22 protein-coding genes are annotated in these 23,553 nt (G+C 74.3%); 19 read left to right on the forward strand and 3 right to left on the reverse strand.

Going from position 1 to position 23,553, the window contains the following annotated elements; all coding sequences use genetic code 11:
• The first annotated feature begins 376 nt into the window (after positions 1-376).
• From CP984_RS18200 to CP984_RS18260, 13 genes are all read left to right on the forward strand, one after another.
• The gene (locus CP984_RS18200) at positions 377-1,630 is read left to right on the forward strand and encodes a GNAT family N-acetyltransferase (RefSeq protein ID WP_003983334.1); all 1,254 of its coding nucleotides are present in this window, start codon (positions 377-379) and stop codon (positions 1,628-1,630) included.
• A 90-nt stretch (positions 1,631-1,720) separates the two neighbouring features.
• On the forward strand, positions 1,721-2,956 hold the full coding sequence (locus CP984_RS18205) for a DegT/DnrJ/EryC1/StrS family aminotransferase (RefSeq protein ID WP_003983335.1): 1,236 nt from the start codon (positions 1,721-1,723) through the stop codon (positions 2,954-2,956).
• Between the two features lie 99 nt (positions 2,957-3,055).
• Positions 3,056-4,066: a glycosyltransferase family 2 protein gene (locus tag CP984_RS18210; RefSeq protein ID WP_003983336.1), complete on the forward strand. Its 1,011-nt coding sequence runs from the start codon at positions 3,056-3,058 to the stop codon at positions 4,064-4,066.
• Entirely contained in the window at positions 4,063-5,475 is a 1,413-nt protein-coding gene (locus CP984_RS18215; RefSeq protein WP_197049378.1) for an NAD(P)/FAD-dependent oxidoreductase, read from the forward strand. Before CP984_RS18210 ends, CP984_RS18215 begins: the two co-directional genes overlap by 4 nt.
• Positions 5,476-5,521: 46 nt before the next feature.
• The gene (locus CP984_RS18220; protein ID WP_003983338.1) at positions 5,522-6,952 is read left to right on the forward strand and encodes an aspartate aminotransferase family protein; all 1,431 of its coding nucleotides are present in this window, start codon (positions 5,522-5,524) and stop codon (positions 6,950-6,952) included.
• The gene (locus tag CP984_RS18225; protein ID WP_003983339.1) at positions 6,949-7,293 is read left to right on the forward strand and encodes a hypothetical protein; all 345 of its coding nucleotides are present in this window, start codon (positions 6,949-6,951) and stop codon (positions 7,291-7,293) included. The genes CP984_RS18220 and CP984_RS18225 overlap by 4 nt, the downstream gene beginning before the upstream one ends.
• Positions 7,275-8,810, forward strand: a complete 1,536-nt coding sequence (locus CP984_RS18230; protein WP_003983340.1) for a GMC family oxidoreductase — start codon at positions 7,275-7,277, stop codon at positions 8,808-8,810. The genes CP984_RS18225 and CP984_RS18230 overlap by 19 nt, the downstream gene beginning before the upstream one ends.
• Positions 8,788-10,515, forward strand: coding sequence for an FAD-dependent oxidoreductase (locus tag CP984_RS18235; RefSeq protein ID WP_003983341.1), 1,728 nt, complete (start codon positions 8,788-8,790; stop codon positions 10,513-10,515). The genes CP984_RS18230 and CP984_RS18235 overlap by 23 nt, the downstream gene beginning before the upstream one ends.
• A complete protein-coding gene (gene sbnA, locus CP984_RS18240; RefSeq protein ID WP_003983342.1) occupies positions 10,512-11,522 on the forward strand; it encodes a 2,3-diaminopropionate biosynthesis protein SbnA in 1,011 nt (336 codons plus the stop codon). The genes CP984_RS18235 and sbnA overlap by 4 nt, the downstream gene beginning before the upstream one ends.
• Complete coding sequence (locus tag CP984_RS18245; RefSeq protein ID WP_003983343.1) at positions 11,523-12,668, forward strand: iron-containing redox enzyme family protein; 1,146 nt, start codon at positions 11,523-11,525, stop codon at positions 12,666-12,668.
• Positions 12,669-12,691: 23 nt separating this feature from the next.
• A complete protein-coding gene (locus tag CP984_RS18250) occupies positions 12,692-13,714 on the forward strand; it encodes an ROK family protein (RefSeq protein WP_003983344.1) in 1,023 nt (340 codons plus the stop codon).
• 264 nt (positions 13,715-13,978) lie between these two features.
• The gene (locus tag CP984_RS18255) at positions 13,979-15,460 is read left to right on the forward strand and encodes a purine-cytosine permease family protein (protein WP_003983345.1); all 1,482 of its coding nucleotides are present in this window, start codon (positions 13,979-13,981) and stop codon (positions 15,458-15,460) included.
• A 1-nt stretch (position 15,461) separates the two neighbouring features.
• Complete coding sequence (locus CP984_RS18260) at positions 15,462-16,004, forward strand: pyridoxamine 5'-phosphate oxidase family protein (protein WP_003983346.1); 543 nt, start codon at positions 15,462-15,464, stop codon at positions 16,002-16,004.
• Between the two features lie 11 nt (positions 16,005-16,015).
• On the opposite strand, the gene CP984_RS18265 is transcribed toward CP984_RS18260, so the two are convergent.
• Genes CP984_RS18265 through CP984_RS18275 form a run of 3 tightly spaced genes read right to left on the reverse strand, consistent with a single transcriptional unit; the run spans position 16,016 to position 18,610 of the window.
• The gene (locus CP984_RS18265) at positions 16,016-16,243 is read right to left on the reverse strand and encodes a hypothetical protein (RefSeq protein ID WP_003983347.1); all 228 of its coding nucleotides are present in this window, start codon (positions 16,241-16,243) and stop codon (positions 16,016-16,018) included.
• Between the two features lie 10 nt (positions 16,244-16,253).
• The gene (locus CP984_RS18270; RefSeq protein ID WP_003983348.1) at positions 16,254-17,720 is read right to left on the reverse strand and encodes an amidase; all 1,467 of its coding nucleotides are present in this window, start codon (positions 17,718-17,720) and stop codon (positions 16,254-16,256) included.
• Positions 17,717-18,610, reverse strand: coding sequence for an aminoglycoside phosphotransferase family protein (locus tag CP984_RS18275; RefSeq protein ID WP_003983349.1), 894 nt, complete (start codon positions 18,608-18,610; stop codon positions 17,717-17,719). Before CP984_RS18275 ends, CP984_RS18270 begins: the two co-directional genes overlap by 4 nt.
• A gap of 318 nt (positions 18,611-18,928) precedes the next feature.
• Between CP984_RS18275 and CP984_RS41285 the strand changes: the two genes are divergently transcribed.
• The 6 genes from CP984_RS41285 (at position 18,929) to CP984_RS18305 (ending at position 22,892) form a co-directional block, all read left to right on the forward strand.
• A complete protein-coding gene (locus CP984_RS41285) occupies positions 18,929-19,708 on the forward strand; it encodes a hypothetical protein (protein WP_003983350.1) in 780 nt (259 codons plus the stop codon).
• Between the two features lie 133 nt (positions 19,709-19,841).
• Positions 19,842-20,012: a 50S ribosomal protein L32 gene (gene rpmF / locus CP984_RS18285; RefSeq protein WP_003983351.1), complete on the forward strand. Its 171-nt coding sequence runs from the start codon at positions 19,842-19,844 to the stop codon at positions 20,010-20,012.
• Positions 20,013-20,017: 5 nt separating this feature from the next.
• The gene (locus tag CP984_RS18290) at positions 20,018-21,208 is read left to right on the forward strand and encodes a GTP-binding protein (RefSeq protein WP_003983352.1); all 1,191 of its coding nucleotides are present in this window, start codon (positions 20,018-20,020) and stop codon (positions 21,206-21,208) included.
• Positions 21,193-21,588 carry a Fur family transcriptional regulator gene (locus CP984_RS18295; protein ID WP_003983353.1) on the forward strand — a complete coding sequence of 132 codons (396 nt, stop codon included), beginning with the start codon at positions 21,193-21,195 and terminating at the stop codon, positions 21,586-21,588. The genes CP984_RS18290 and CP984_RS18295 overlap by 16 nt, the downstream gene beginning before the upstream one ends.
• A gap of 130 nt (positions 21,589-21,718) precedes the next feature.
• Entirely contained in the window at positions 21,719-22,210 is a 492-nt protein-coding gene (locus CP984_RS18300) for an LAETG motif-containing sortase-dependent surface protein (protein ID WP_106962974.1), read from the forward strand.
• 31 nt (positions 22,211-22,241) lie between these two features.
• Positions 22,242-22,892, forward strand: a complete 651-nt coding sequence (locus CP984_RS18305) for an RNA polymerase sigma factor (protein WP_003983355.1) — start codon at positions 22,242-22,244, stop codon at positions 22,890-22,892.
• Positions 22,893-23,553: the final 661 nt, after the last annotated feature.

A 23,553-nucleotide genomic window follows, 5' to 3' on the forward strand; every position in this document is an offset into this window, starting at 1 on the left:
GGGCCTAGTCGGGAGGTCCGACGGGCTTCATGATTCTTTTCGGGTGGGGTTGACAGCCCCCGGCCGTCTTACAAACCTTGGACGCAGCCATTGCTTGGCGGCCCCGGCACCATCGACGCATGAGGAATTCGCGATCCGGGCCTCGCGACATGGATCTCTCCGGTACCGCGGCGCATATGCCGCACCGGAGCAGCCGATACGGCCTCTGTGTCGAACGCCGACGACGTCCCGTGCCGCGCTCGCCGCACCGCTTCCCCGGCACGAGGCCGATGACGGGCTTTTGGAGAGGGTTGTGGCAGCGCCGAAGGAGTCGAGGACAGGTGCGGGGGACGATGCGACGCGAAACCCGCGGATCAATTCGCGGGCGAGGGTACCGGTGGCCGCCGGCAACGGACCGGACGCCCGGTATGAATTCCGGGCCGCCGCGGAATGGGCGGAATTCGGTGCGGTGATCGATCTGGCCTACGGCGGCCATCCGCACTCCCCCGCGCACAGCGCCGTGGTCGGTGCGTTATTCGAACCCAAACGTTCCCTTGTCGCGTGTTACGGCGGCCGCCCGTGCGCCACCTTCGCCGGATACGCGCTGGAAATGACGCTGCCCGGCGGCCCGGTTCCGGTGGCCGGCATCGGATATGTCGCGGTGGCGCCGCCCCACCGGCGGCGCGGCCTGATGCGCGAGCTGCTGCGGCGGGCGCTCACCGCGCTGCACGAGGAGCGGGGCGAGCCGGTCGCGGTCCTGCACTCGACCGAGCCGGGCATCTACGGGCGGTTCGGGTTCGGCCTGGCATCCCAGGCCGTCGAACTGTCCGTACCGCCCGAGGCACGCGCTTTCACGCACGAGCCGGACGGCGACGGCCTGACGCCGGAGGTCCTCTCACCCGAGGACGCGAGCGCCGCCGTCGCCGCCGTCTACGACGCCTGCCTGCCCGAGCGTCCCGGCATGCTGCGGCGCGACGCCGCCTGGCAGCGCCGCGCCGTCGAGGACGAACCGGCCTCCCGGCACGGCGCGGGGCGGCTGCTGTGCCTGGTGGCGTCGGGCCCCGACGGTGAACCCCGCGGCTATGCGCTGTACCGGATGCGGCCCGCCTGGCAGCGGTCCCGGCCGCGCTACGAACTGACCGTACGAGAACTCTTCGCGCGCGACGCGGCCGCGTACGCCTTCGTGTGGCGCGCGCTGCTGGACACCGATCTGACCGGGACCGTCAGGGCGCAGACCCGCCCCGTCGACGACCCGTTGCTGGCGCTGCTCGACGACCCGCGCAGCGCCGCGCCCACCCTGCGCGACCAGCTCTACGCCCGCGCCGTCGACCTGGACCGGGCGCTGACCGCCCGCACGTACAGTGCGCCGGTCGATGTGGTGCTGGAGGTGAGCGACGCCATGTGCCCCTGGAACGCGGGGCGTTGGCAGCTCACCGCGGACGCCGACGGATTCGCCGAGTGCACGCGGACGGGGGCGGCGGCCGATCTCGCCCTCACCGCCCGTGAGGTAGGGGCGGTACTGCTGGGCGGCGGCTCGCTGGTGCAGCTGGCACAGGCGGGCCGGGTCGCCGAGCTGCGGCCGGGCGCGCTGCGCGCCGCCTCCGCCGCCTTCCGCCACGACCCGGCGCCGTTCTGTCCGATGGCGTTCTGAGGCCGTAAGCCGGTCACCCCCGGACCGCCGCCTCCGGCGTTCCCGACGGCCCTCAGGCGCGTCCCCACCCACCCTTCCCTAGGAGCCCCCATGCCCGGACCCGGCTATGCCTTCTTCGGTGACGAGGAGCGCGACAACGTCGAGCAGGTGCTGGAAACCTGGTCGCGGACGACCGCGGCGCACTCCTACCCGCTGGGCGACCTCACCCAGACCAGACTGTTCGAGCAGGCCGCGGCGCACCGGCTGAGCAGCCCGTACTGCCTGTCCGTCAACAGCGGCACCTCCGCGCTGCTGACCGCCCTCGCCGCGCTCGGCATCGGCCCCGGCGACGAGGTCATCGTGCCCGGCTACATGTACAGCGCGTGCCTGGCGGCCATCGTCTACAGCGGCGCCACCCCGGTGCTCGCCGAGGTCGACGCGTCGCTCACCCTCGACCCCGGCGACGTACGGCAGCGGATCACCGGGCGCACCAAGGCGCTGATGCCGGTGCACATCCTCGGCGCGGCCTGCGACCTGGCCGCCCTGCGGCGGATCGCCGGCGAGCACGGGCTGCTGATGCTGGAGGACGCGGCGCAGGCGTGCGGCGGTACCTACCGGGGGCGGCCGCTGGGCACGTTCGGGCAGGCGGGGGCCTTCTCGCTCAATATGTTCAAGATCATCACCGGTGGGGACGGCGGCTTCCTTCTCACCTCCGACGAGCGGGTCTTCCAGCGCGCGTACGGCTTCCACGACCACGGCTGGTTCCCGTACCGGCGCGAGGATGGCCCCGGCGACCGGCTGTGGGGCCTGAACCTGCGGATGACGGAGCTGACGGCGGCCGTGGCGCGTGCCCAGCTCGGCCGCCTGGACGCCGTGCTGGCGCGTACCCGCGGGCTGCGGGACGAGCTGCTGGAGCAGATTCCGGAGCGGGACGGCATGGTGCGCCGCTACCTGCACGACGCGGACGGGGACTGCGCTTCCGTGCTCGTGTACGTCTTCGACGAGCGGGCCGACGCCGAGGCCGTCGCCAAGCGCCTCGGCACCAAGACGCTGCTGCACTCGCCCAAGCACTACTACGGCGGCCTGCCCGAACTGCCCGCGCTGGCCGCCCCGGACGGCTCCTCCTGCCCCTTCCGCCAGCCCGCCGAGGTCTGGCGCCGGGACGGCTGGCGGGCGGGCGCGCTGCCCCGTACCGACGATGTGCTGAGCCGGTCGCTGGCGCTGACCGTCGGGCTGTCCGACACGTATCTGGGCGCCGACTTCGGGGTGAACGTCTTCAGTGGCGGCGACGAGATCGCCGAGGTCGCCGAGCGGTTCCGCGAGACGGCCGACGAAGTGCTCGGCTGACCGGCGCCGCGGGCCCGCCCCGTACAGCCGACCCCCCGCCCCGTACGTCCGATCTCCCCTCCCCCCGGACCGCCGCCCCCGCCCGAGGAAAGGACCCTCATGCCCGCGACCCGAACCACCGCGCAGTTGCCCGGCAGAGCCACCAGGCCCCTGGTCAGCGTCGTGGTGCCGTGCTTCGACGAGGCGGCCGTCATCGGGGAGACGCACCGAAGGCTCAGCGCCGTCCTGCGCGGCCTGCCGGAGTGCGAGTACGAGGTGGTGTACGTCGACGACGGCAGCGGGGACGCCACCTGGGACCGGCTCACCGAACTCGCCGCCGACGACGCGCGGGTCCGGCTGGTGCGGCTGACCCGCAACTTCGGGCACCAGCCGGCCGTCCTCGCGGGCCTGCGCGAAGCGGCGGGGGACGCGGTGGTGACCATCGACGCGGACCTCCAGGACCCGCCGGGCCTCATCGCCGACATGGTCGAGCGCTGGCGCGCGGGCTGGGCGGTGGTCTCCGCCCGGCGTACCGGACGGGAGGGCGAGAGCCGCTTCAAGACCGGCACCGCGCATGTCTTCTACCGGCTGCTGGCCGCGGTCGCCGACCACCCGGTGAACCTGGACACCGGGGACTTCCGCCTGCTGGACCGCGAGGTCGTCCGCACGCTCTCGCTGCTGCCGGAAAGCGAGCTGTACCTGCGCGGCTCGGTGTGCTGGGCGGGCTTTCCCGAGACGAGCCTGGAGTACGGGCGGCTGCCGCGGCTGGCCGGCCGGACGAAGTACACGCTGCGCAAGATGGCCGGGCTGTCCCGGCGGGGGCTGCTCGCCTGCTCGTCGGCCCCCGCCAGAGTGCCCGCCGTCGTCGGCCTGGCCTGGCTCGGCGGTACGGCCACGGCCTCGGCCGTGCGGGGCCGCCCGCTGCCGCTGGCCGCGTGGACCTTCGGCTGCGAGGCGGTGCTGCTCGGACTGCTCGGCGAATACCTGCTGCTGGTGCACCGCGAGGTGCGCGGACGGCCGCCGTACGTGGTCCGCCAGCGGTGGGCGGCCGGCGTGCCGACGCCGGTGGAGGTGGTCCCGGTGGAGATGGCCGAGCACTCCAAGGCGTGGGCCGCCGGGAGCGCCCGGTGAGCGCCGGGGACGCGCGAGGGCCCTGGGACGTGATCGTGGTCGGTGCCGGGTTCACCGGCCTGGCCGCCGCGCAGGAACTCGCGCGGGCCGGGCTGCGCTGCCTGGTCCTGGAGTCGGACGACCGGGTGGGCGGACTGGCGGGCACGTTCACCGTCGGCGACCGGCAGCTGGAGCGCTTCTACCACCACTGGTTCGCCTCCGACACCGACATCTTCCGGCTCTGCGCCGATCTCGGCCGCGCCCACCTGGTGCGACGGCACCACGGCCGTACCGGCTTCTACTACGCGGGCGGCATCCACCGCCTGTCCTCCCCGCTCGACGTGCTGCGCTTCGCGCCGCTGCCGCCCGCCGACCGGCTGCGCCTGGGCCGCTCGGTGCTGCGCGCGGGGCGCGTCCGGCACTGGCGCGAACTGGAGGCGCTGACCGCCGAGGAATGGCTGGTCTCGCTGGGCGGGCAGCGGGTGTACGACCGGGTGTGGCGGCCGCTGCTGGAGGGCAAGTTCGGCCCGTACGCGCCCGAGGTCGGCGCCACCTGGATGTGGACGAAGCTGCACCTGCGGGGCGGCAGCCGCAGCCGGTCGGGCCGCGAGATCCTGTACTACCTGCACGGCGGCTGCGGCGCCCTGCTGGACGCCTGGCTGATCCGGCTGGCCGCGCTGGGCGTACGGATACGGACCGGCAGCCCGGTGTCGGAGGTGCTGACCGGGCCGGACGGCGTGACCGGTGTCCGGTGCGGCGGCGAGGTCATCGAGGCGCCCCGGGCGCTGCTGACCTGCGCGCCCGGCCCGGCCGCCGCCCTGCTCGCCGGGTCCGGCCATTCCGGGGTCCCGGCGCTGCGCCGCCGGCTCGGTGCGATCCCGTACCTGGCCAACCTGTGCCTGGTGCTGGAGAACGACCGGCCGCTGTCGGACACGTACTGGCTCAACGTCACCGACCCGCGCTTCCCGTACGTCGGTGTCATCGAGCACACCAACCTCGACGCGCCGGAGCACTACGGCGGGCGGCACCTGGTCTATCTGTCCGCCTACCTGCCGGCGCAGGCCCCGCTCTACCGGATGAGCGACGCGGAGGTCTTCCGTCACAGCCTTCCGCACCTGCGCCGGATGTTCCCGGCGTTCCGCGCCGACTGGGTGCGCGCCCACCACGTCTGGCGCGCCGACCACGCGCAGCCGGTCATCACCCGGCACTACTCGCGGGCCGTGCCCGGCGTCGAGAACGCCGTACCCGGCCTCTATCTGGCCTCGATGGCCCAGGTCTTCCCGGAGGACCGGGGCACCAACTACGCGCTGCGGGGCGGGCAGTACGCCGGCCGGCTGATCGCCGACCGCGTCCGTACGGCGGCGCGCCGTACGGACCGCACCGCCACGCCCCACGACGTCGCCCCACGGATCGGAGCGGACCATGACTGACCCCCGGGCCTTACCGCCCCTGTTCACGACGGAGGACTGCGAACGCATGCCCGCCCAACAGGTGCACGACCTCTACCGGCACTATGTCAGCCGCTCCCAGGTCTCGCTGCTCGGCTCCTTCGGCTTCGGCCAGGACCTGGTCGACCACGCGGAGGGCTGCTGGATCACGCTGCGGGACGGGCGCCGCATCCTGGACTTCACCGGCGGGATCGGCGTGCTCAACCACGGGCACAACCACCCCCGGCTCCTGGCGGCCCGCCGCCGCTTCGGCGAGCGGCGCGCGATGGAGGTCCACAAGAACTTCCTGTCGCCGTACGTGGCGGCGCTCAGCCACAACCTGGCCCGGCTGCTGCCCGGCGACCTGAACGTCAGCTACTTCCCCAACTCCGGCGCGGAGGCCGTCGAGGGCGCCGTGAAGCTGGCGTACAAGTACCACCGCGGGCACCGCGGCACGGTGCTGCACAGCGACATCTCCTTCCACGGCAAGCTGCTCGGCGCGGGCAGCCTCACCGCCTCCCCCGAGGTGGACTTCCCCTACCCCCGCCTGCCCGGCACCGACCACTTCGCCTACGACGACCTGGAGTCCTTCGCGCTCGCCCTGGAACGGCACCGGACGGGCAGCGGCGGCAGCGATGTGTACGCGGTGGTGCTGGAGCCGTTCAGCGCGTCCAGCGTGCGCGAGTGCTCGGAGGGGTTCCTGCGCGAGGTCCGCAGGCTGTGCACGGAGCAGGACATCGTCCTGGTCTTCGACGAGGTGTACACGGGCTGGGGACGGACGGGCACGCTCTTCCACTTCATGCGCCACCCCGGCCTGGTCCCCGACGTGGTGACCACCTCGAAGTCGTTCGGCGGCGGCAAGTCCTCCATCTCCGGCTACACCGCGCGCGAGCCGGTCTTCCGCGCCGCGTACGACAACCACGCCGACGCGACGCTGCACAGCACCACGTACTACGGCTTCGGCGAGGAGACCGCGACCGCGCTGGAGGCCGTCTCCATCGCCGTCGAGGACGACTATCCGGCGCGCGCCGTGCGGATCGGCGAGCGGCTGGGCGGCGGCCTCGCCGACCTCGCCGCCCGCCACCGCTCCCTGGTGAGCGGCACCTTCGGCCGGGGCGCGCTGCACGGCCTGTTCCTCAAGGACGGCAACCCCGGCCTGGACCGGCTGCTGCGCCTGGTGCCCTCGACCTTCGCCAGGGACCCGCGCGCCCGCCGCAAGCTCGTCACCGCCGCGGTGATCGCGTCCCTCTACCGCGACTTCGGCGTCCTGGCCTACTACGGCTCCAACCACGGCCTGCCGCTCATCGCCTCACCGCCGCTGGTGGCCGAGGAGACCGAGGTCGAGGTCTTCCTCCAGGCGCTGGACTCGGTGCTGGAGCAGGGGGCCGCGCGGTTGCTGGCCCGCTTCGCCAAGGACGTACTGGCGCAGCACGTACCCGTACGGGGGAAGGAGGCCAAAGAGCAGGTGGTGGCGCGGTGAGCGGCGGACACCTGGTGGACGGCGGGCGGATGGCGCGGGCCCTGCGGGCGAGCGGGCTGCCTGCCCTCTGGGCGGACCGCTATCCGGCGCTCGCCGACCCGCTCGCGGGTGCGCGCGCTGCCGCGCATGTCAGCGGGTCGCTGGGGCGGCTGCCGGTCGCGTACCGCGTCGGGGCTGAGGTCGCTCTGCGTACGTCCGGGCTGGTCCTGGCGATGTGTTCCGCAACGCACACCGCATACGACCGGCTGCCCGGCTTCGGCCGGCTCCTGGCCGTCACCGACTCCCTCGCGCTGTACGGCGGGCTGGACGGTGAACCGGACCCATGGACCGCCGCCTCATGACCCGCCGCCGCGCCCCCGCCCGCACCGTCTCCTGCGACGCCCTGGTCATCGGCTCCGGAGCCGGTGGCGCGGTCGCCGCGCTGGAGCTGGCGCGGGCCGGTCACCCCACCGTCGTCCTGGAGGAAGGCCCCCGGACGACCACCGCCGAACTCGCCGCGTCCGCCCCTGCCGCGAACCTGCGCCGCCTCTACCGCGACGCCGGGCTGACCCCCATCCTCGGCAGCCCGGTCATCCCGTACGGCGAGGGCCGCTGCGTGGGCGGCAGCACGGTCGTCAACGGCGGGCTGCTGTGGGCACCGCCGGACGCGCTGCTGGACCGCTGGGCGCGGGTCATGGGCACCACCGACTACCGCGCCGAACGGCTGGCCGGGCACCTGAGCACGGTGTCCGAACGGCTCGGCGCCGGCGAGCAGCCGCACGGCGACGGCAACGCGGACTCGCGGCTGCTCGCCGAGGCGGCCGACGCCCTGGGCTGGCGGTGGTCCGCCGCCCGGCGGGCCGCCCCCGGCTGCCGCCACCTGAACCGCTGCCCGACCGGCTGCCCCGGCGGCGCCAAGCGCAGCATGCTGGTCAGCTATCTGCCGGAGGCGGAGCGGTACGGGGCGGTCATCGAGCCCGGGACGCGGGCCGTGCTGCTGCGGCACGACGGCCGCACCGTGCACCGCGTTTCGGCCCTCGGCGGTCCGGACGGCCGTACCCGCATCGACTACCGGCCGCGTACGGTCTTCCTCGCCGCCGGGTCCGTCGGCAGCGCCCTCCTCCTCCAGCGCAGCGGCATCCACGCCCGCACCGCCGGGCGGGCCATGGGTTTCCACGTCAACTTCCGTCTGGTGGCCCGCTTCGCCGACCCGGTGCACGCCGGGCGGGGCACGATCTTCACGGCCCAGCTGCGGGAGTTCGAGGACCTGGGCATCCACGTGATGCCCGCCAACCTCACCCCCGGATCGCTCGCGGCGGCGCTCGCCGGGCACGGCCCCGCGGTGGTCAACCCGCTGCTGGCGGACCTGCCGCGGGTCGCGGTGTACACGGTGCAGGTACGGATGAGCGGACGGGTCGCCGTACGCCATCTGCCGGGCGGCGGACGCTCGTTGAGGCACCGAATGGCCCCGTACGACCGCGGCCTGCTGCGCTTCGCGCTCGGCCGGGCGGCGCGGCTGCTGTTCCGGGCGGGTGCCGTGGAGCTGTACCCGCCCTGTACCAGCGTACTGCGTTCGGAGAGCGCGGCACGGGAGTTCGCGGTCCGCGCGGACCCGCGCAGCTGGGACCTGGTGTGCGTCCACGCCATGGCGTCCTGCCCGATGGGGTGGTCAGCGCTGGGCGGGGTCTGCGACCAGCACGGCCGCCCGTACGGTTTCACGAACCTCCGGCTGTGCGACGCCTCGGTGCTGCCCGGACCGGCCGGGCTCAGCCCGCAGGGCACGGTCATGGCCTTCGCGCACGAGATCGCCGCCCGCTACCTCTCCTCACCCCCTCAGGTCCCCACGAGGAGGCACTGTGACAGCGACACCCCATCCTGATACCGACGGCGCGCGGCACCGCGCCGAAGGCCGCCCGCGCGGCCTGCTCCGCCCCACCGGTCCCGTCGTGGACTGCGACATCGCCGTCATCGGCTCCGGCATGGGCGGCGCGACCCTGGCGTACGCCCTGCGCGGCACCGGCGCGCGGGTCCTGGTCGTCGAGCGCGGCGACTTCCTCCCCCGGGAGTGGCAGAACTGGTCCGCTCCCGCGGTCTTCACCGCCGGGCGCTACCGCAACGCCGAACCCTGGTACGACGCCGGCGCCGACCGCTATTTCGACCCCGGCGTGCACTACTACGTCGGCGGCAACACCAAGGTCTTCGGCGCCACCCTGCCGCGCTTCCGGGAGGCCGACTTCGGTCCGGTGGAGCACGCGGAGGGCGTCTCGCGCGGCTGGCCGTTCCCGTACGGCGTGCTGGAGCCGCACTACGCGCGCGCCGAACGCCTCTACCGGGTGCACGGCGCGCGCGGGGCCGATCCGACCGACCCCTGGCGCTCGGGCGAGTACCCGTGGCCCGCGGTGGCCCACGAACCCCCGGTCGCCTCGCTCGCGGAGTCGCTGCGCGCCCAGGGTCTGAAGCCGTTCGCGCTGCCCACCGGCGTCGATCTGCGCGCGGACGGCGCGTGCCTGCGCTGCGCCACCTGCGACGGCTTCCCGTGCCTGGTCGAGGCCAAGAGCGACGCCGACGTGTGCGCGCTGCGTCCCGCGCTGGCCGCGGGCAACGTCTCGCTGCTGACCCGGACCACCGTCACCCGGCTGGTGACCGGCCCGTCCGGACGGCGGGTGACCACGGCGCTGGCCCAGTACGAGGGGAGGGAGCTGCGTATCCAGGCCGGGCGTTTCGTGCTGGCCTGCGGAGCGGTCAACACGGCCGCACTGCTGCTGCGTTCGGAGCCCGGCGCCCTGCGCACCGGCCCCGTACGGGAAACCGGCCTGGCCAACGGCTCCGGGCAGGCCGGGCGCAACTACATGGTGCACAACTCGACGTTCCTGATGGCCGTCGACCCGCGCCGCGCCGACGAGGTGGTGTTCCAGAAGACGCTGGGCGTCAACGACTGGTACCTGGGCAACGGCACCCACGGCCCGCTCGGCAACGTACAGGCCCTGGGCAAGCTGCGGGCCCCCTCGGCGGGCGGCCTGTGGCCCAGGGCCCCGCGCCCGCTGCTCGCCGCCGCCACCCGGCGCAGCATGGACCTCTACCTCACCAGCGAGGACCTACCGGTGCCGGACAACCGCGTGACGGTCGGCCCCAGGGAGCGGGTCGAGGTGCACTGGCGGCCGGTGAACCTGCCGCCGCACCGCGAACTGGTGCGCCGCGCCACGGCCATGATGCGCCGGGCGGGCTTCCCCCTGGTCTTCACCCGGCGGATGGGCATCGCCGTCAACTCGCACCAGTGCGGCACCGCGGTGGCCGGGGAGGACCCGGCGACCAGCGTCGTCGGCCCGGACTGCAAGGCGCACGAACTGGACAACCTCTGGGTCGCGGACAGCTCCTGGTTCCCGTCCTCGGCGGCGGTCAACCCGGCGCTGACGATCGCCGCGAACGCGCTGCGGATCGCGCCCATGGTGGCGGGCATCGCGGACGTCGCGGAGGAGATGGAGGTGCCGTACGGGCCCGGGGCGGGCGACCCCCGGGACGGCGGCTCCGCGGGCCCGTGCCCCACCGGCGGCCCCCGGGGCGACCGAGGGACCGCGGGCCCATGATCGTCGACCACGCCTACGACCTGGTCACCGACGACCTCTTCCTGCGCCTGGACGGACTGCTGCCGCACGCCGAGCTGTTCCTGAAGCTGGAAGGGCTCAACCCGGCCGGGTCGGTCAAGCTCAAGACCGCCACCGGCCTGGTCGAGGACGCCGAGCGGCGCGGCGTGCTGCGCCCCGGCGGCTCGCTGATCGAATCGTCCTCCGGCAACCTGGGCATCGCCCTGAGCGCGGTCTGCGCGGCCAAGGGCTACACCTTCACCTGCGTCACCGACCCGCACGTACCGCGGCAGAGCGTCGCCCTGATGCGCGCGTTCGGCGCCCACGTCTGCACCGTCGACACCCGCGACGGCAACGGCGGCTACCTGGGCAGCCGGATCGCGCTGATCCGCAGCGCCCTGGACCTCGACCCGACGCTGACCTGGCTCAACCAGTACGCCAACCCCGCCAACCCGGCCGTGCACGCGGCGCGCACCGCGGCCGCCGTGCTGCGCGAGATCCGCACCGTGGACTACCTCTTCGTCGGCGCCGGCACCACCGGCACCGTCATGGGCTGCGCCGCGCACTTCCGCCGCCACTCGCCCCGTACGACGGTCGTCGCGGTGGACGCCGAGGGCTCGGTGACCTTCGGCGGCCCGCCCGGCCCCCGCCGCATCCCGGGCCTGGGCACCAGCCGGGTGCCGGAGATCTGCCGCCCGCGCGAGGTGCACCGGCTGGTGTCGGTGCCCGAGCGGGACGCCGTACTGATGTGCCGCCGGCTCGCCCGCAGCCACGGCCTGGCCGTCGGCGGCTCCACCGGTTCGGTGCTCAGCGCCGTGCTGCGGCTGCGGTCCGGCATCCCGCCGGGCGCCCGCGTGGTGGCGCTCTCCGCCGACCTCGGCGAGCGCTACCTGGACACCGTGTACGACGACGCCTGGGTCACCGGGCACTTCGGCGCGGCGGTGGCCGGACGGTCCGGCCGCCCCCGTCATTCCGGAACAACGCAGGCCGCCCCAGAGGAGGTTCGCTGAATGATCCCGCCCTCCCCCGTGAACGCCGCCCCGGCACCCGGCCGCCCCCGGCCCCCCGCCGCGCCGGGCGGCGGTGACGGTCCCCAGGCCCTACCGGACCCCGGGAGTCTCCAGGACCTGTACTGGCCGCCCGTCCACCCCTTCGAGTCCCTGGACCCGGAGCTGGTCCGCTTCGTGGCCGCTCCCCCGCCCGCACGGGCCGCCCTGCTCGCCCGCCTGCGCGCCGACCCCGAGGCGCACGGCCGCTTCCTCCACGACCACCTCGCCACCCTCTACGCCCACTCCCTCGGCTACCGCGACGGCCCGGCCGCGCACGCTCCCGACGACGACCTGGAGATCGCGCTGTACGCGGCCCGCACCCGCCTGGAGCACGAGTTCCTGACCTACGGCTGTTCCCCCGCGCCCGTACCGGACCTGCGCGGCCAGGAAGCCGCCGCAGACCATCTGGAAGCGCTCGCCGCCGACAACCCCGGCGCCTCCCACCCCCTCTTCCGCTTCCTCGCCACCGACGCGACCCGCGAGCAGATCGAGTACTTCCTGCGCTGCGAGTTGATCCGCAACGAGGTCGTGGACGACGAGGTCGCCCTGCTCGTCGTCGGGCTCCAGGGCCACCAGAAGGCGGTCGCCGCGTCCAACCTGTGGGACGAGTGCGGGCGCGGGCGGCTGGAGAACTTCCATACGTACTGGCTGCGCCGCCAGCTCGGCTCGTCCGCCGGCTGGGAAGCACTGGCCTCCTACCGCCGCGACCACCCCTGGTTCGCCAAGCCCACCTCCAACCTCTTCGCCGCGCTGCTGCTGCGCCCCGCCCGCGTCCAGGCCGCGTACGGCTGCTTCCTCGTCTTCGAAAGCTGGGTCGAACCACACTTCACCCTGCTCCTGGAGGGCATGACGCGGGTGGGCATCCACGACGACGACATGCGCGTGTACTACACCGCCCACACCCGTATCGACCCCCGCCACAGCCAGGACCTGTGCGACGGCCTGCGCGCCCAGCGCCCCCGGCTCACTCCCCGGGAGGTACGGGCCGCGCTGAACGGGGCCCACCTCGCGGTCGACACGGGTGTACGGCAGTACGACAGCATCCTGCGTCACTTGGAGACCATGGGCCCGCGGGGTGTACCCGCGCCACAGGCCGGGGACCACTGACGCCGGCCGCGATCGGAGGAACCATGACGGACCCGGACCGCAGCACCCGGCAGGCGGGCGCCACCGACGCCGTACTGACCCTGCCCGGCCCGATGCCCGACGGTCCCGGCGGCGTCACGCTCGGGCTCGACATCGGCGGCACCGTCCTGAAATCCGCACTCGTCGCCCCCGACGGAACGGTCCGGTACGAGAGCCGCTGTTCCACCCGTGCCCAGGACGGCCCCGACGCCGTGCTGCGCACCGTCCTCGACCATGCCGCCGAAACCCTGGCCAAGGCACGCGCCGAGGGCGAGGACGTGCGCGCGGTGGGCATCGCCTCCTGCGGGCTGGTGGACGAGGACGCGGGCACCGTGGTGTTCTCGGCCTCCATCCAGTGGCGCGATCTGCCGCTGCGACGGCTGGCGTCCGAGCATCTGGGCCTGCCGGTCGCGCTCGGGCACGACGTACGGTCCGGCGGCCTCGCCGAAGCGCGGCTGGGCGCCGGGCGCGGCCACCGGGTCGTCCTGTTCGTGCCCGTCGGTACGGGCGTGGGCGGTGCGCTGCTGCTGGACGGAAAGCCGTTCCCGGGCAGCCACTGGCGCTCGGCGGAGGTCGGCCACGTCGTCACCCGGCCGGACGGCGACCCGTGCCCGTGCGGCCAGCGCGGCTGCCTGGACACCCTCGCGGGCGGTGTCGCCGTGGCCCGCCGCTACAACGAGCGCCGCGGCACGCTGCCCCCGGTCTCCGGCGCCGAAGAGGTGGCGAAGCGCGCGGCGGCGGGCGACCCGGCGGCCGTACGGGTGTGGGAGGAGGCCGCCGACGCGATGGCCCAGACCCTGCTGACGGCCGTCACCCTCTTCGACCCGGCCGTCCTCGTCCTGGGCGGCGGCCTCAGCCAGGCGGGCGAGCAGCTGCGCGCACCGCTGCGGCGCGGTCTCGAACGGCGGGCCGCCTTCCAGGCCCTGCCCGACCTCGTCTTCGCCCGGCTGGGCGAACGGGCGGGCCGGATCGGCGCCGGGCTGCTGGCCTGGGACCTCGTCCGTGCCTCCGAAGGCGTACGGACATGAGCGGGCGCGCCCGCGTCCGGGCAGAAGCGGTCAGGGCCACGCCCGTACGCGGGCACGGCCCGCCCCAGCCGCACCCCCACGTCGGCTGCCGACCCGGCCCTGACCGGCCGTCCGGCCCCCGCTGACCGGGTCTGCCCGCGGCGCGGCGGACGCGGGGGAAACGGGCATGTACACAGCAGTGGGCGCGGCGGACCGGGCCTGGAGGCCGTCGATCGGGTTCGCTTTCCCCAGCCGGGATCTCCGTCCTCGAAAGGGGCCCCGACCATGGACCACCCCGTCTCCGGCGCCGGCCCGGCCGGCGCCGAGGCCCCCCGCCCCACCGCCGCCCCGGACCGCCGCCTGGTCGAGGGCCGCACCATCGACGCCGTACCGGAGGACGAGCGCCACGGCCGCCCGCGCGACCTGTTCGCCGTCTGGTTCGCCGCCAACATCAGTCCGCTGACCATCGTCTCCGGCACCATCGCGCCGCTCGTCTTCGACCTCGGCCTGTGGCCGGCCATCGCCGCGGTGACCCTCGGCAACCTGCTCGGCGGCTTCCTGATGGCCCTGCACGCGGCACAGGGCCCCCGCCTCGGCGTCCCCCAGATGATCCAGAGCCGCGGCCAGTTCGGCAGCCACGGCTCGCTGCTGGTCACGCTCGTGGTCGTCTTCATGTACGCGGGCTGGTTCGCGTCCAACCTGGTGATCGCCGGGCAGGCGCTGCACCGCTCGGTGCCCGCCGTGGACATCTCCGCCTGGCTGGTGCTGTGCGGGCTGGCCGGCCTGGTCGTCGCGATCGTCGGCTACGACCTGATCCACCGCGTCGGCCGCTGGGCCACCGTGCTGACCCTCTCCCTGCTCGCGCTGTGCGCCGTACGGGTGCTCCTGACCCCCGGCGTGCTCGAACGCGCCATGAAAGCCACCGGCTTCACCGTCTCCGGCTTCGTCGGCATGACCGCGATCGGCATCCTGCTCCAGATCACCTACGCCCCGTACGTCTCGGACTACACCCGCTACATGCCCGCGCACGCCGCGTCCCGCCGCTCCACCCTGTGGTTCACCTACTGGGGCAGCGTCCTGGGCAGCGTGCTGCCGATGTTCCTCGGCATCGTCATGGGCATCGCGGTGGCGGACGACGCGATCGCCGGGCTGGACACCGTGCTCGGCGGCACCCTCTCCGCCGTCGTCCTGTGCTCCTTCGCCGTCATCGTCGTCCACGTCAACTCCATGAACCTGTACGGCACGTCACTCTGCCTGATCACCGCGGCGCAGACCTTCCGGCACCGCTGGCTGCCCGGCCGCCCGGCCCGTACCGCGCTGATCGCGGCCCCGCTCGCCCTCGGCCTGACCCTCGCGCTGGCCTTCCAGGACACCTTCCTCGCCTCGTACACCGACTTCCTGGCGATCCTCCAGTACGTCCTGATCCCGTGGACCGCCATCAACCTCGTCGACTTCTATCTGGTGCGGCGCGGCCACTACGACGTACCGTCCTTCTTCGCGCCCGGCGGCGGCGTGTACGGACGCGTCAACGGCCCGGCCGTCCTGGTCTACGCCGTGAGCTTCGCGCTGGAGGTCCCCTTCATGCACACCTCCGCCTACACCGGCCCGGTCGCCGGCGCCCTCGGCGGAATAGACCTCTCCTGGGCCGTGGGCCTGCTGGTCCCGTCCGTCGCGTACTGGCTCATCGCCCGCCGCCGTACCGCCGCCGTGCCCCACGGCACCACCGCGGCCGCCCCTGCCCCCGCCCTCCCCCAGGAAGGCTCCTGAGATGTCGACCATCCCCGATTTACGCGCCGAAGCGGCACGCCTCCTGCACACCAACCGCTACCTCACCCTCGGAACCGCCAGCCCCGAAGGCGCCCCGTGGACCACCCCCGTCACCTACGCCTGGGACGACGCCGACCACTTCTACTGGTGGTCCGCCTCGGACGCGGTGCACTCCCGCAACATCGCCGCCAACCCCGCCGTCTCGCTCCTGGTCTTCGACTCCCAGGTCTCCGACGCCGAGGCCCAGGCCCTCTACGGCGAGGGCACCGCGCACGCCCTCGCCCCGGCCGACCTGCCGACGGCGCTGGCGGTCTTCTACGCCCGCCGCTACCCGGACCCCGCCGTCCGCGCGCGCAAGGCCCGTAAACCCGCCGAGTTCCAGGGCGACTCACCCAAGCGCTTCTACTGCGCCACGATCCACACCTACTCGGCCCTCACCCCGGACCCCCACCCGGTCCACGGCAACACGGTGCCCCACCGGCTCGTCTTCCCCTTCACCACGGCATGGGCGAAGGCATACGAACCGGGTGAGCCGGGGACCTGAGACCCCCGCCCTCAGCGGGACTTGCGCAACCAGGCGAGGAGCGCCACAAGCGCGATCGGCGCTCCCACGGCCACCTTGGCGGCGAGCTTCGTGGACAGCCAGGCGAAACCGGGGTTCCACCACTCCATCCACCACGCCACCAGCATCGCCAGCACCAATACCAGGGCGGCGCTCACCACGGACACCGCGATACGGGCGGCCCGGCTGCCGAGCTGCTCCGCGTTCTCCCCCTCGCTCATGAGTGCGATGTTAACGGGGCGGGCGCCGCCGCCCGTACCGCGTCGCGGCCTCGTACGCGGCGCCGACCTGGAGCACCGCCAGGTCCGCGCGCGGCGGACCGACGATCTGGAGCCCCACCGGGAGGCCGTCAGGAGTGAAGCCGGCCGGTACGGACAGCGCGGGCGCGCCCAGCACGGACACGAAGTAGGCCGAGCGCATCCAGTCGATGTACGTACGCTGAGGCTGCCCGTCGACGACCGCCGGATACTCCAACCCGGCCTCGAACGGCACCACTTGCGAAACCGGCGCCAACAGCACGTCATACCGCGTGAAAAAGTCCACCGCCCCGAGATGCAGCCGCGCGCGCCCCGCCGTGGCGCGGACGAGATCGGCCCCCGTCAGCCGGCGCCCCTCCTCGATGTTCCACACCAGACTCGGCTTCAGGTCGTCCCGGGACTCATCGAGCACCGCACCGAGCGCCATATCGAAGTGATGGGCCCGCAGCGTACGGAAGACCCCCTCCGCGTCGTCCAGATCCGGGCAGTCCTCCTCGACCCGGCACCCGAGCTGCCGGAACACCTCCAGCTGCGGTTCCAGCACGGCCCGTACGCCGGCGTCGACCGGCACCCGGCCGCCGAGGTCCGGCGTCCAGGCCACGCGCAACCCGGTCAGCTCACGCGCCGGAAGCTCGCGGAACGCGGCGCCCGGCGCCTCCAGGCTGACCGGGCAGCGGGGGTCGGGCCCCGCCATGACCGACAACAGCAGCGCGGCGTCGGCGACCGTACGGGCCATCGGGCCGGGCACGGTCAGCGTGTCCCACGGGTTCCACGCCGGGTACGACGGCACGCGGCCCGGGGTGGGGCGCAGCCCGACGACGTTGCAGAAGGAGGCGGGGTTGCGCAGCGACCCGCCCATGTCGGAGCCGTCGGCGATCGGCTGCATGCCCGCGGCCAAGGCGGCCGCCGCCCCGCCGCTGCTCCCGCCCGCCGAGCGCCCCAGGTCGTACGGGTTCCGCGTCACCCCGAAGACGGGGTTGAACGTATGCGAACCGGCCGCGAACTCCGGCACGTTCGTCTTGCCGATACGGATGGCCCCGGCCGCCTGAATCCGCTGGACCAGCAGTTCGTCCTCGTCCGGCACGGTCTCCGCGTACAGCGGCGAGCCGCGCGTGGTGCGCATGCCCCGGGTGAGGTGGGTGTCCTTGAAGGCGATCGGCAGTCCGTGCAGCGCCCCCACCTCCGCACCCCGCGCCAGCCGCTCGTCGGCGGCCGCGGCGGCCGCCATCGCCCCCTCGGGATCGAGTGAGACAACGGCGTTGACGCGGGGGTTGACCTCATCGATCCGGTCCAGGTGCGCCCGTACGACCTCCCGGGCGGACACCTCGCGGCGGCGGATGCGGGCGGCGAGCTCGGTGGCGTCGGCGTGGACGAGGTCGGCGGCATCAGCACCGGAGTCGCTACCGGTACCGGCACCGCTGAGATCGGCATCCCCACTCATATCCGCAACTCAACACCGTCCAGCAGCGTCCCGACCACCCCCCGGGCGCGCCCGACGGCTTCCTGGTCGCCCGTCCGCAGCCCGCGCTCCCACGCCTCCGCGGCGTCCAGGGCCGCGAGCGCGGGCAGCGCGTACCGTTCCGCGACCGTCAGCTCCCGCCCGTAACCGCGCAGGAAGGCGGCGCGCAGACCCCGGTCGGGCAGGCACGCGCCGTACGTCACCCGTACGAGGTCTTCCACCGCACACCCGAGCCGTGCCTGCGCGAATCCGGCGAGCGCCAGGCGCCGGCCCACCGCGTCCCACAGGAAGTGGTGCTCGCCGACATCGCCGTGGAGGAAGCCGGCGGGCAGCGGCGGGAGCAGGTGGAGCACCTCGGCGCGGTCGAGGATCAGGCGCCGCTCCGCCGTGTGGAGCGCGCCCGCGGCCGACAGCGCGGCCACGTGCTCCTCGGCGGCGGCCTGCCGGTCGGCGACCCAGCGGTCCGCGCCGCCCGCCGGTACCGCCGTGCCGCACGCGTCATGGAGACGGCGCAGCAGGCCGCCCGCCTGCCGGTACAGCTCCGTACGGTCGGCGCGCCCCAGCCCGGAGCCGGTCGCGCCGGCCCCCGGCGCGGCGGTGAGCAGCAGCGCGAGCCGGGCGGGGTCACTGTCGACGAGGCTGGGCGCGTGCGCGTGTCCGAGGGCGGGGACGGCATGGCGGTACGCGTGCGTCTCCCGCGTATAGCGGTCCGGCGTCGGCGCCACCTTGAGGAAGAACCGGGCCGCGTCCGCGCGCCTCAGCTCCCACACCCGGGCACCGTCCGCCCGCCACGAGACGCTGCGGACCGCGGTGATCTCGCCACCGGCCCGGCGGCGGGCCCAGGCACCGATGGTGTTCGGGACGGATTGCACAGTTCCTCCTCGGTTGACGCCGGTTCGGACGGGTGCTCGCAGAACGAGGCCCGCGGACCGTTCGTCACGGTCCCACGAGGGCCCCCTCCCGGTCGAAAGTTCGACCATCCCGTCAACCCGGCGGCCCGGCGCGGCTTCGGCCGACACGATTCACCCGCTCGTGAACAACCACCCGATCCGGGGATTGCGGTGGCCGGAAGTCGGCAGAAACGGAGCCGTGCGGCCCTGCCGAGTTATACGGTTGCGCAAGCCAGCAAGTAAATTGGACGCCACCGGGACCGCACCGCGCGCCCGCACCGAACCGCCGGGGGGACCCATATGCCAGGCACCGACTCCCTGCGCCGCACCGAGGAGACCACCGCCTTCGAGCAGGCCCTCGGCCAGGCACTCGCCGCCCCGGAAATCAAGGAAGCCCTCCGCCGCACCCCGGACGCCCCCCGCCCCGAACACCTGCGCCTCCAGGCCCACCGCGAACGCACCGCCCTCTGCGCCACCGCGGCCGCCGAGTACGAGACGTACGCAAGGCTGCGCGCCGAAGCGGACACCCCCGCCCCCGGCACCACCCCTACGGACTCCCCCACCGCGACAGCCTCCGGCGGCGGCCTGCTCCCCGCCCTCGCCGTCCTCGTACCGAGCCTGGGCGCGATCGCCGCGGTCCTCTTCCTCGCCATCGGCTTCGGCATGCGACTCGTCAGCGCCCACCGCCAGTTCGCCGACGAGCTGGTGTACGCGGGCTGGCTCGCCGCCGGCATCGCGGCAGCAGCCACCGCGGCCGACCTGGCCTGGCTCCTGGCAACAGCCGCCCGCAACCGCTCCACGGCCGACTCGCCCTCCCCCGCCACGGACGCCACCGCCCCTGGCAGCGAGGTCGCCCAGGCCCGAGCAGCCTGGCACCTGGCCCTCCTCGAACGCGGAATCGTCCCGTTCCTGCTGACCCGCGTCCAGGAGCGCGAGACGGAGCGGCCGACCGGCCGACCTGGCTACCCGGCTCCGGAGTACGGCAGTCCGGAGTATGGGCGGCCGGAGTACGGGCGGCACGAGTACGCGAGTCCGGGATACGACAGCCCGGAGTACTCGACGACGAGGTCGCCACGCTGACGCGGCGGCCGTCTCATACGCGTCGGCAACCCCAGTCGTAATGGGATTCATTTTCATGTAGCCTCGGTCGCGCCATCCGGTGCGGAGCGCCGCGCGACCGCACCCACCCCCACCCCGGAGAGGTCCCGCGACCATGGCCGTCCCCAAGCGGAAGATGTCCCGCAGCAACACCCGCCACCGCCGCGCCCAGTGGAAGGCCCGCACGCCCGCGCTGGTCCCGGTGACCGTCGACGGGTCCGTGTACCAGGTCCCGCGCCGGCTGGCGAAGGCGTACGAGCGCGGTCTGCTGCGGCCGGAGGGCTGAGGGCCGTGGAACGGCGGACGCCGCTGCCCGTCACCGTGCTCTCCGGGTTTCTCGGCGCGGGGAAGACGACCCTGCTCAACCATGTCCTGCACAACCGGTCGGGGCTGCGGGTCGCGGTGATCGTCAACGACATGAGCGAGGTCAACATCGACGCCGCGCTGGTGCGCGGCGGCACGGCCGCCCTGTCGCGGACCGAGGAGCGGCTGGTCGAGATGACCAACGGGTGCATCTGCTGCACCCTGCGCGACGACCTGCTGGAGGAGGTCGACCGGCTCGCGCGCGAGGGGCGGTTCGACTACCTGCTGATCGAGTCCAGCGGGATCTCCGAGCCGATGCCGGTGGCCGCGACCTTCGCGTTCCCGCGCGACGACGGCGCGACGCTGGGCGAGGTGGCCCGGCTGGACACCATGGTCACCGTGGTGGACGCCGCCAACTTCCACACGGAACTGGCGGGCGGCGACGGGCTCGCCGAGCGCGGGCTCGCGCCGTACGAGGACGACGAGCGTACGGTCAGCGATCTGCTCGTGGACCAGGTCGAGTTCGCCGACGTGATCGTCCTCAACAAGCTGGACCTGGTGAGCGAGGAGCAGGCGGCGCGGCTGCGGGCGGCGCTCGGGCGCCTCAACCCGGTGGCCCGGATCGTGCCCGCCCGGCACGGCCGGGTGGCGCCCGCCGAGATCCTGGGGACCGGCCGCTTCGACCTGGAGCGCGCCCAGCAGGCGCCCGGCTGGGTCATGGAGCTGAACGGCGAACACGTACCGGAGACCGAGGAGTACGGGATCTCCAGCACGGTGTTCCGCGCCACGCGCCCCTTCCATCCGGGGCGGCTGTGGACGTTCGTCACGGAGGGGATGGACAGCGGCGCGTACGGGGAGATCCTGCGGTCCAAGGGGTTCTTCCGGCTCGCCGGGCGGCCCGGGGTGACCGGCCTGTGGTCGCAGGCGGGGTCCGTCGCGCGGTTCGAGCCGTCGGGGGCGGCCGGGGCGGCGGGAAGCTCCGAGGACGTGCAGGAACTGGTCTTCATCGGGGTCGGGCTGCGGGGCGGCGCTCTGCGCGCGGCTCTCGGCCGCTGTCTCGTCACGGACGGCGAGGTGCGTGCCGCGGACTACGGCAACGATCTGTTCCCGCCCTGGGAGACGTACGGCGTGGACGGCACCTGTGAGCACGAGGACGTGCCGGCGTGGGCGGCCGGCTGACCCGGCAGCGGGCCTCCGTCCTGCGCGTGCTGACCGCGTGCCAGGACTTCGTGTCGGCCCAGGAACTGCACGTGCGCCTGGTGACCGCCGACATCCCCGTCGGGCTGTCCACCGTTTACCGCACCCTGCGCGACCTGGAGCGGACCGGGCAGGTCGATGTCGTACGGGACGAGGCGGGCGAGCGCCTGTACCGGCCGCGCCCCGCCGACGGCCACCGGCACTATCTGATCTGCCGCCGCTGCGGACGCAGCCGCCCGCTCGACTCCGACGTGGTGGAGCGCTGGGCCGAGCGGGTCGGTGCGGAGAGCGGCTACAGCGCGGTCCAGCACACCGTGGAGCTGAGCGGCATCTGCGGGCGGTGCACGGGCAGGTGCGCGTAGCCGGGTACCTGCGGTCCCAGAGGCACCGTGCGGGAAATTCCCGCCCTCCCGGCAACCCCCGCCCCCGCCGCACGTCGTGACGGGTGAGGGCGCCATCCGGCGCCGCCCCGCCGATCGTGGAGCAGCCACCGTGAACGACTCCCGCACCTCCGCCTCGCCCCTCTCCTCCTGCCCGCCCGCCACCTCGCACGCGCCCGCCGGGCGTGCGGCCCGTAGCCGGATACGGAGTGCCGTGACCGCCGGGCTGCTGGTGACGGTCGCCCTGCCGGCGCTGTCCCTGACCGGTACGGCATACGCCGAGGACTCGGCCCCGAGGCCGAAGGCCCCCAGTGCCGCCGCCCCGGCAGCGCAGGCGCCCAGCGCCGCCGCCCCGAAGGACGCGCGGGATTCCGCGCACCGGCCGAGCCCGGTTCCGTCCCACCCGTCCCAGTCGGCCCGTCCGTCCCACCCCTCCGCGCAGCCGAGCGCCGCATCGAGCGCCGCGCCGGCCCCCGCCCGGGACGAGCTCGCCGAGACGGGCGCCTCGACCACCACGAACGTGGCACTGGGCGCCGGTGCCGCGCTGCTGATCGCCGTGGGCGGCGGCGCCGTCTACGCTGCCCGTCGCCGTCGCACCAACTGAGGCCACCGCCTCCCCGACGGCCGAGGAACCGATGCAGTTCACCGCCGCCGCGCTCGTCGCCCCGGTACGGCCCGCCGTACCGGGGCCTTGGCGCGCCCTGGGTCGGCGCCTGCTCCTGCGTGGCGCCCGCCCCACCACCCTGGCCGCCGCGCACACCGTCGCCGGGCCGCCCGCCGGAAGCGCCGGCGACCACTCCAGCCCCACCATCACGGACCTCTACCACGCGCACCGGCTGTCCATGGTGCGGCTGGCGGTGCTGCTGGTGGACGACCGGGCCACCGCCGAGGACGTCGTCCAGGACGCGTTCGCGGCCCTCTACAAGCGCCACGGCGAACGGCTGGACGAGGTCGACAACGCCCTGGCGTACCTCCGTACCGCCGTCGTCAACGCGGCCCGCTCGGTGCTCCGGCGACGGCGTACGGCGCGCGACTACACGCCCCCGTACGAGACGGACGCGCCGTCCGCCGAGGAGCGCGTCGTCCTCGACGAGGAGCACCGCGAGGTCCTCGCCGCCCTCGGCCGGCTGACCGCCCGCCGCCGCGAGGTGCTCGTCCTGCGCTACTGGGGCGAGCTGACCGAGGCCCAGATCGCGGCGACCCTCGGGATCAGCCGCGGCTCGGTGAAGTCGATCGCCAGCCGGGCGCTGGATTCGCTGGAGAAGATGTTGGAGGAGGGGGAATGAGGGATCACCAGACCGGGGCTGGGGGCGGGGCGCGGGCCGGGGCCGATGGCGGTTCCGGTGGCGGCGCTGGTGCCGGAGGCGGCGCTATCGCCGATGGCGGCGCCCGTGCCGGTGGCGGCGCTGATGCCGGTGGTGCCGGAGGCGCCGATGGCGGCGCTGGTGCCGGTGCCGCCCGCGGTGGGCGGCCGGTCGAGGCGCGGCTGCGGGCCGCCTTCGCGGCGCGCGCCGGGCAGGTCGACCTCCGTGATCTGCGGCCCGCCGCGCCGCCCGGCCCCCACCTGCGCCGCGTTCCGTTCCTGCGCCGCGCACCGCTCACGGGCCGACGGCTACGGCGTCTCGCCCTGCCACTGGCGGCAGCGGCCACCGCGACCGCCGCCGCCGTGGGCTACCTCGCCCTCGCCCCGGACGGCCCCCAGCAGCCGCACCCCGCGCCCGCCTCGACCCCGCGCCCCGTACCGCCGAGCCCCACCCCTTCCCCGGCCTCCCCCAGCCCTCGTCCCACCCCCAGCGCCTCCACCGCGCGCCCCAGCACCCCGCCTACTCGATCAGGCGCCACGCCGTACCCCACCACCCCCTCCGTCCCTTCCGACCCCGCAGCTCAGCGCGCCGGCCGGTCCCCGGGCCCGCGGCAAGGGGCCACCGCATCGCCCTCCGATGCGCG

This window comes from Streptomyces rimosus, from assembly GCF_008704655.1.
Taxonomy (GTDB): Bacteria; Actinomycetota; Actinomycetes; order Streptomycetales; family Streptomycetaceae; genus Streptomyces; species Streptomyces rimosus.